At 71.5% G+C, this 8,684-nt stretch carries 6 protein-coding genes and 1 pseudogene; all 7 read left to right on the top strand.

Annotation, left to right across the window (positions count from 1 at the left end; translation table 11 throughout):
* Window positions 1-288, top strand: a pseudogene (locus VIW71_RS18050) (hypothetical protein); the annotation flags it as partial.
* 2 nt (window positions 289-290) lie between these two features.
* Window positions 291-1,574: an MFS transporter gene (locus VIW71_RS18055; protein WP_331623369.1), complete on the top strand. Its 1,284-nt coding sequence runs from the start codon at window positions 291-293 to the stop codon at window positions 1,572-1,574.
* A gap of 65 nt (window positions 1,575-1,639) precedes the next feature.
* Window positions 1,640-2,605, top strand: a complete 966-nt coding sequence (locus VIW71_RS18060) for a hypothetical protein (RefSeq protein WP_331623370.1) — start codon at window positions 1,640-1,642, stop codon at window positions 2,603-2,605.
* Window positions 2,598-3,935 carry an ATP-grasp domain-containing protein gene (locus VIW71_RS18065; RefSeq protein WP_331623371.1) on the top strand — a complete coding sequence of 446 codons (1,338 nt, stop codon included), beginning with the start codon at window positions 2,598-2,600 and terminating at the stop codon, window positions 3,933-3,935. Before VIW71_RS18060 ends, VIW71_RS18065 begins: the two co-directional genes overlap by 8 nt.
* A gap of 14 nt (window positions 3,936-3,949) precedes the next feature.
* A complete protein-coding gene (locus VIW71_RS18070) occupies window positions 3,950-5,161 on the top strand; it encodes a GNAT family N-acetyltransferase (RefSeq protein WP_331623372.1) in 1,212 nt (403 codons plus the stop codon).
* 80 nt (window positions 5,162-5,241) lie between these two features.
* Window positions 5,242-6,945 carry a carbamoyltransferase N-terminal domain-containing protein gene (locus VIW71_RS18075; protein WP_331623373.1) on the top strand — a complete coding sequence of 568 codons (1,704 nt, stop codon included), beginning with the start codon at window positions 5,242-5,244 and terminating at the stop codon, window positions 6,943-6,945.
* Between the two features lie 106 nt (window positions 6,946-7,051).
* Window positions 7,052-7,990 (top strand): diiron oxygenase, encoded by a 939-nt coding sequence (locus tag VIW71_RS18080; protein ID WP_331623374.1) that lies wholly within the window; start codon window positions 7,052-7,054, stop codon window positions 7,988-7,990.
* Window positions 7,991-8,684: the final 694 nt, after the last annotated feature.

Here is an 8,684-nt window from a genome sequence, read left to right on the forward strand (position 1 = left end):
GGGCGGGCCGCCGGGGTGCGTTCCCTGTCCGTGCCGCCGTCCGTGCCGCCGGGCGTGGCAGAGTCCGTGGCGGGTGAGGAGGAGGCGCGGCACGCCGAGAGGCCGCACGAGCTGAACCTGAACGTGACCGCCGGCGACACGGTGCGGCCTGCTGCCGACTCCCGGGAGCGGGCTGGGCAGGTCGTCGCCACCGGGGCGGACGTCGGCGAGGGAGCCCGCGACGCGCCGCCGGCAGTCCGCCGCGGGCGGTTCGCGCGCAAGGACTGCGCGGGGGCCGTGCCGTGTTGAGGATGCCCTCGCCTCGGGAGTACGTGCCGGCGACCGCGGCCGGGCGGACGTTCGCCCTCACCGCCCTGATCAGCTCCGTGGGGACCGGCCTGTATCTGGCCGGGTCCACCGTCTTCTTCGTCCACTCGGTCGGCCTTACCAACGCGCAGGTCGGCATCGGACTGGCCGTGGCCGCCGTCTTCGGCTTTCTGGCCACGGTGCCGATCGGGATGGTCGCCGACCGGATCGGCCCGCACCGGACGCTGATCGCCACCCAGATGTGGCAGACCGGCTGCTTCGTGGGCCTGGCCTTCGTGCACGGGCCGGCGGGCTTCACGGTCGTGTCCTCCTGCCTGGTCGCCGCCCAGGGATCCACCTCGCCGCTCACCCAGGCGGTCGTGGCGCAGACCTCCGAGCAGGAAGACCGGATGCGGACCATGGCGTCCATCCGCACCGTCCGCAACATCGGTTTCTCCGTCGGCGCCCTGCTGGCCGTCCCGCTGCTGTCCGGAGCCAGCACGTGGTCCTACCGCGGCATCGTTCTGGGCAACGCCCTGGCCTTCGTCGTCTCGGCGGCGCTGCTGTCGCGGCTGCGGCTGCCGCGCGCGGCCGAGGGCCGGCGCTCCGGCAACCAGCTCAGCGCGCTCCGCGGCTTCCGCGACTGGCGCTACCTGGGGCTGACCGCCCTCAACGGCGTGCTGAGCCTGCACATGACGATCCTGTCGCTGGGCATCCCGCTGTGGACCCTCCAGGCCACGAAGGCACCGGCCACCGTGGTGTCGGTGCTGGTGTTCACCAACACGGTCCTCGCCGTCGTCCTCCAGGTGCCCATGTCGCGCGGGGCGGACGACGGCCCCGGAGCGGCACGCGCCCTGCTGCGCGGCGGGATCGCGCTGGCCGGCTGCTGCGTCGCGCTGGCCCTCGCGCACGGGCCGGCCGCGCCGACGGCGATCGCTCTGCTGTTCGTGGCCTGCGTGCTGCTGACGCTCGGGGAACTGTGGCAGGCCGTCGGCGGCTGGCAGTCCTCGTACCTGTACGCGCCGGCCGACCGCAAGACGACCTATCTGTCGGTGTTCAACCTCGGGACCACCGGGCAGGGCATCGTCGGCCCGAGCCTGGTGACCACCGCCGTCATCGGCTCCGGCCAGGCCGGCTGGCTGGGCCTGGGCGCCGTCCTGGTGCTGGCCGCGTTCCTGGTACGGCCGGTCGTCGGCCTGCTGGAACGCCGCCTGCCCCAGCAGGCGGACCCCGTCGGTCAGGCACTCTCCCTCACCGCCGCGCCGGAGACCGGGACCCCCGGTTCCTGACCGGCGTCCTCGCCCTGCGCCTCGTCCCCCTGTCCGTCCGCACTCACCCACGTCAGGAACCCACCATGCAGTCTGCCCCCCGGGCGCTGATCGTCTCGCCGCAGAAGACCGGCACCCACCTGATCCAGGAGCTCATGCTCGAACTCGGGTACAAAATCGTCGGGGCGACCCGGCCGAGTGAACGCAACACGCCGGTCTTCGACGACGAGCAGCGCCGGGCGATCGCCCGGCTGGTGTTCTCCGAGGCGGACTACCGGGCCGTACTGGAGACGACCGGCGAGGAGTTCCGGCGCCGCACGGACGAGGCGTGGACGGTGCTGTGCTGGAGTTGGTACCGCCGGTTCGGCCAGCCGGTGGCCAACCGCTACGGGCAGAACCGCTACGACTACGTGGACGTCGCCGGCTCCAACCCGGCCCTGTCCAGCACCCGGTTCGACGACACGCCCGAGGGCCTGTGCTGGATGTGGCACGACCTGGACATCAGCAAGGTGGACGGCAGCTTCATCGGCGAGTGGTGCGACACCGGCCGGCCGCCGGTCATCCTGAACCACCGCGACCCGCGCGACGCCCTGGTCTCCCTGATCAACTTCGTCGAGGGCAAGACCCCCAAGGGCTTCGGCAACTTCTACGAGCGGCGCGTCTTCAACGCGGTCCTGCGCGCTAAGAGCACCATGTCGGAGAAGATCGACTACGCGCTGCGCGACCCGTACTTCCTGGCATCCACCGAATTCGAGAAGTCTCTGTGGCTGCTGCACCATCCGGGGGTGTGCAAGGTCAGCTACGAGGAGCTGGTCGGCCCCGAGGGAGGCGGCAGCAAGGAGCGCCAGGTCGCCGCCGTCGAACGGGTCCTGGCCCACGTCGGCGCCAAGGAGGCCGACGCCGAGCAGATCGCCGACCGGATCTACAACACCGACTCCTGGAGCTTCCACACGGGCCGCACCGGCGGCTGGCGCAAGGCGTTCAGCGAGGCGAACACCAAGCTCTTCAACGAGCGTTACGGCGACATCCTGGAGCAGTACGGCTATGAGTGACCGCACCCCGGCCCCGGCCCGGCCCGAGGCGTTCATCCTGCTCGGCGGCTTCGGCGTGGTGTGCCGCAACCCGCTCTACCTGTCGGAACTCACCCGCCGCGGGCTCACCGTCCTGCTGATCACCCCGGAGACCTGGCGGGAAGAGGCCGAGGCGGCCCTGGCGCAGGAGAGCCACCCGGCCGCCGTCGTCGCCGAGGTCGCCTTCGTCCGGGGTGCGCTCAACCGGGAGAACTCCTTCACCGCGGACGTCATCGGCGCCGCCCGTGCCTGGCGGGAGCGGTACACCCTCACCGGCGTGTACGCCGTGGGCGAGGTGCTGGTCGAGCAGACCGGGTTGCTCGCCGACGCGCTGGACCTGGCCTCGCCCGGTCTGCGGGCGACCCGGGTGTGCCGCAGCAAGTACCTCCAGCGCTTCTATGCGCCGGACCTCGGGCCCGCCTCCCTCGTCGTCCCGGCCGGGAAGCGGGAGGCGGTCGACGCCGAGAACGTCCGCTACCCGGCCGTGGTCAAGCCCGCGAGCCGGCACTCCAGCTCCGGGGTGGTGACGGTGGCCGGCCCGGCCGCGCTGCGCGAGCTGCTGAGCGGCTACCCGGACCACGAGAACCTGCTGGTCGAGGAGAAGGTCGTGGGCCAGGAGTTCTCGGTCGAGACCCTGGTACAGGCGGGCCGGCCGGTCTTCGCCTCGGTCACCCGCAAGGAGACCACCGAGTCCCACGCCCACACGTTCGTCGAACTCGCCCACAGCGTGCCGAGCGACCGCACCGGGGCGCACGCCGAGCTGCTGCAGGCCAACCGGCAGCTGCTGGAGATCCTGGACTTCCAGGACGGCGTCGCGCACGCGGAATGGCGGGTGGACGAGCAGGGCCGCTGCCGGCTCATGGAGATCGCCGCCCGCACCCCGGGCGACGGACTGCTCGCGCTCTACCACCTGTCGACCGGGGTCCCCCTGGAACCGGAGATCATCCGCGTGGCGCTGCGCGAGCCCGCCTCCTACCCGGCTCCCGCCCGCCACACCAGGCAGGTCTACCTGGAACACCCGGTCGGCACCCTGGAGGACGTCACCCTCGACTGGCCGGGCGTCACCCCGGCATGGGTCGGCGAGGAGGGCGTCTGGCCGGAGCTGACACCGGGGGCCGCGGGCGATCCGCCGGCACTGCGCGCGGTCGTCGTCCTCAAGGACCGTGGCAGCGAACTCGGCCCGTTGCTCAGCTCCGACGACCGCGCGGTCACCTTCCTCGTCGACGCGCCCGACCCCGCCGGGCTCGACGCGATCGAGAAACGGGTGCGCGACGCGCTCACCCTCCACGTGCGCCCCGCCACGGCGCGGTGAAGAGAGGGACGGGAATGCTCGCCACAGCGGTGCACGACACGATCGCGGCGGTACCAACCGCGGTCTGGGACGCCCTCGGGCCCGGCGGGCACGTCGACCGGGGCCACGCCTACCTGGCGTTCCGCGAGCACGTGGAGCCCGGGCTGCCGACCGTGATCACCGCCGACGACGCGCACGGGCCGGCAGCGGCGGCGCACGGCTGCCTCAGCACGCCCCGCAGCGCGCTGCTGAGCCATCCGTGGAAGATGCTGACAGCCTCCCAGTTCCTCAGGCTGGAGCGCGGTGACCCCGGGGCGGCCGAGGCGGAACGCGAGCACGGGCGGCTGCTCGACGCGCTCGGCGGGCGGACCGCGGCCGACCTGACCGCGGCGCTCGGCGAGGCCATCGTCTTCCGCGGCTTCGACAGCAGCGAGATCCTGCTGCGCCCGGGGCTCGACGGGGCACAGCGGGACGCGGCGCTCGTCTCGGTCGTCGACCGGGCGCGGGAGCTGGTGGAGCGAGGGCGGGCCGGCGCGGTCGTGCTGCCGTTCGTCCGGCCCGAGGACACCGCCCTGCGGGACGTCCTGCGGATCCGGGGCTTCCGGCACGCCACGCTGACCGGCATCTCCGTCCTGGACCTGTCACCGTTCCGTGGCTACCACGAGCTGCTGGCGTCGTTCCGGACCGGTCGGCGCAGCCGGTACCGCAACGAAGAACGGGCGCTGGCCGGTTCGGGGTTGGCCCTGGGCACGGTGGACCTGGCCGGGCACGCCGGCCGAGTGGCGGAGCTGGAGGCGCAGACCGCGAGGAAATACGGGGGCAGCCCCGACCCCGCAGGCCTGGCGGACACCCGCCGGACGATGGCCCGGATGCTCGGCTCCTCGGTCCGCGTCCCGGTGGCGACCCGCGACGGCGACATCGTGGCCTGCGGCGTACACCTGGTGGACCGCCACAGCTACCTGTCGCTGACCTATGGCTGCGACTACGCGGCAGACCGGGGCACGGCCTACCAGTGCATCAACTTCTACGATCCGCTGCGCCACGCCTTCAGCCGGAACCTACGGCAATTGCGCTGCGGCTTCGAGGCGTTCGCGCCGAAACTGCTCCGCGGCGCCCGGCTGGTCCGCAGGGAGACCTGGATCTGGACGCCCCGCGGCGACCGGCTCGACGCCGTCGGGGAGGTGCTGCGGCTACTGGGCCGGCGCACCGCCGAGCACTTCACGGAACTCGATGCCGGCCGCCACTGAACGATCCGGTTTGCCGCGCCCGGACGCGCGGCGGACCCGAACAGCCCATGACCCGTACACGACGCCCCCAAGGATGACCGATGATCGTCTGTGGCCTCAAACTCACCCATGACGGTGCCGTCGCGCTACTCGACGGCGACCGCCTGGTCTTCAGCGTCGAGATGGAGAAGCTGAACAACGGCAAGCGCTACAGCGAGGTGGACGACCTGGCCACGGTTGCCGAGCTGCTGGCCGATTTCGGATACAAGGCCTCCGACGTCGACGAGTGGGTGATCGACGGCTGGGACGGCCGGGTCACCGGCCACACCTCCCTGGCCGACCACGGCACCCCGGTCTCCCTGACGCTGGCCCCCTACCGGGAGAACGAGCGGGTGCCCGCTCTGCTCCAGCCCGGCCACGAGGGACTCTTCACCCTCGGGGAGCAGGAACTGCCCTACACCAGCTACCTGCACGTCACCGGCCACCTCGCCAGCGTCTACAGCACGAGCCCGTTCGCCGCGCGCGGCGAATCCTCCCTCGTCCTGGTGTGGGACGGCGGGATGTTCCCCCGCCTGTACAACGTCGACCAGGAGCACGGCATCGAGAACGCCGGCGCGCTCTTCCCGCTCATCGGCCACACCTACACGACCGCCGCGCACCATTTCGGCCCGTTCCGCCGCGCCGACGACTCGCGCACCGTCGACGACCTCTCGGTGGCCGGCAAGCTGATGGCCTATATCGCGCTCGGCACGATCCGGCAGGAGATCGTCGACGTCCTCGCCGGCTGCTTCCACGACTGCTTCGAGAGCGACCTGCCGGAGGCCCGCACGTACCGCGAGGAGATCGGCGGTTACGGCAGCAACTCCGAACCGTCGCTGGGCTACGTCCACGCGTTCTTCCGGCGCGTCGCCGAACGGCTGGAGGGCAGGGGCTTCCCCGACGAAGACGTCCTCGCCTCCTGCCACCAGTTCCTGGAGGACCTGCTGGTCGACCGGGTGACCGCCAAGGTCCGGGAGTGGAAGGGCGACGGGCCCTGGAACCTGTGCTTCGTCGGCGGCTGCGCCCTGAACATCAAGTGGAACAGCGCGCTGCGCGCCCACCCGCTCTTCCGCGACGTCTACGTCCCGCCCTTCCCGAACGACTCCGGCTCGGCCATCGGCGCGGCCGCCGCCCGGCTGTTCGCTCTTCAGAGCATCCGGGCCATCGACTGGCACCCGCGCCTGGGCCCTGCGGTCGTGCCCTCGCAGCCGCTCCCCGGCTGGACCGTGACTTCCTGCACCCCGCAGGAACTCGCCGGCGTCCTGCACGAGACCGGCATGCCCGTCGTGGTCGTCAACGGCCGCGCCGAGCTCGGCCCGCGGGCGCTCGGCGGGCGCAGCATTCTGGCAGCGCCGACCGAGGCGTCGATGAAGGAACTGCTCAACAAGGTCAAGGACCGTGAGCACTACCGCCCGGTCGCACCGATCTGCCTGACCGAGTACGCCCCGGAGATCTTCTCCCCCGGCACCCCCGACCCGCACATGCTCTTCGACCACGATGTGCGCCCGGAGTGGGCCGAGCGCATTCCGGCCGTGCTCCATCTGGACGGCACCGCCCGCCTCCAGACGGTGTGCCGGGAGGACGACGAGGTCCTGGAGGCCGTGCTGCGCGAGTACCACCGGCTCAGTGGCGTGCCGGTGCTGTGCAACACCAGCGCCAACTACAACGGCCGCGGCTTCTTCCCCGACGTGGCCTCCGCCATGACCTGGGGCCGCATCGACCGCGTCTGGAGCGAGGGCACCCTCTTCACCCGGACCGAGGGCTGACCGCCCCCCTCCCGCACCTGCGCCGCGCACATCGTCGAGCCCGTCGCGAGCCCGTCCCTCCGCGCGGAGGGCGCGGGCTCCGTCCATCCACCCCGAGGACTGCGAAGTGACCACTCCACTGACCGAACTGAAGGTACTCGACAGCTGGCACGAGAAGTCCGGTGTGCGCGCCGGGGAGCGCCGCGTCCTGGAGGAGGACACCGACATCCTCAAGGACTTCTTCCCCGAGCACCTGGTGCCCCACCTCACCCACCCGCTGGTGCGCGACAGCGCCCCGGACGTCAGGCGCTTCCTCGGCGCCCAGCACCTCCACCAGTGGCTGCGGTTCACCTCGCACTTCGAGGTGGCCGTGGTCAATCGGGCCACCCAGCGCATCGCGGAGGGTGGCATCGGCTTCGACGTCCCGGACCGGGCCCGGATCGACGCCTTCAAGATCTACGTCGACGAGGGCTACCACTCCCTCTACAGCCTGGACGTCTCCGTCCAGATCGAGGAGCGCTCCGCCATCAGAGCCCTGCCCTACGACTTCACGCCGTTCATCTCGCAGCTCGACGACGTGGGCTCCGGCTTCCCCCAGCACCGGAAACTCGTCCAGCTCCTCCAGGTCGTCGTCTTCGAGACGCTGATCACCTCCATCCTCGCGGACGTTCCCCGGGCCGAGAACGTCATCACCCTCGTGCGGGACACCGTGCGCGACCACGTCATCGACGAGGGACGCCACCACGCGTTCTTCTCGAAGTTCTTCGAATACGTCTGGGGACAGCTCGCCCCGGCAGAACGCCGGCTGATGGCCACCTTCCTGCCGAGCCTCATCGTCCGCTCCCTCCAGCCGGCCACCGGTCCGGCCCATCAGGCCCTGCGGGTCGCGGGGTTCGACCGCGACGCCCGGCACGCCATAGTGGAGGACGCCTACCGCCGGGAATCAGTGCTGGAGAGCATCCGCTTCGCCTCCGCCAAGACCGTCGCGCTCTTCGAGCAGCACGGCGTGCTCGAACTGCCCGGCGTCCGGGATCAGTTCACCGCGGAAGGACTGCTGTCCTCATGACCTCCGAGCCCGGCGCCGCCGCGTGATCCGGTGCCAAGGGTATGGTTGACCGGTTTGCCGACGCCGCTGCCGGCTACCGCCATTGCCGGCTACCGCCGCTGCCCGCCGCCCGCTCCGAACGGCCGCCGAACCTGTGGGTGGGCGTGTGAGCCGCACGCCCAAGGCCGGCGGTGGCCTTCCGCAGGGCCCGACCTGGGACCGGATGCCGCTGTCCTGAACCGCACGGGGTCCGGTGGGGGCTTGTACACCTCGATCGCCTTCACCGAACGCCCGGCCCAAGCAGGCATCGTGCCCTCCACCGGCGGTGTCGCCGACGCCTGCGACAACGCCCTCGGCGGGCCCCACGACTTCCTGGCCGGCTACGGCCGTCCGTCTGTTCGCCGACGTGCGTACCCAATGCTCGTCGGAGCTGTTCGAGGCTGCCCAGGCGGCCGCCCGCGAACGAGTATGGCCGGACGCCAGGTCGCCGAGGTGCTGACCGTACTCTCCAAGGTCGTACTGCACACCGGCCAGGACCTCGCCGAAATCCACAACCGAGGACATGCTCGACTTCCGGGCGTGGAACATCAGCCGATGTTCCCGGCACAAGAGCGGCATCCACGGGGCCTGGGACGTCCCACGCGACATCGGTGTCCTGGAAACCGACCAGAGCCTGCGCGCCGCCAAGAGGGGGCCGAGCGGGGCCGGAAGGCAC

It is taken from the genome of Streptomyces sp. (genome assembly GCF_036524955.1).
In the GTDB taxonomy this organism is placed as follows: domain Bacteria; phylum Actinomycetota; class Actinomycetes; order Streptomycetales; family Streptomycetaceae; genus Actinacidiphila.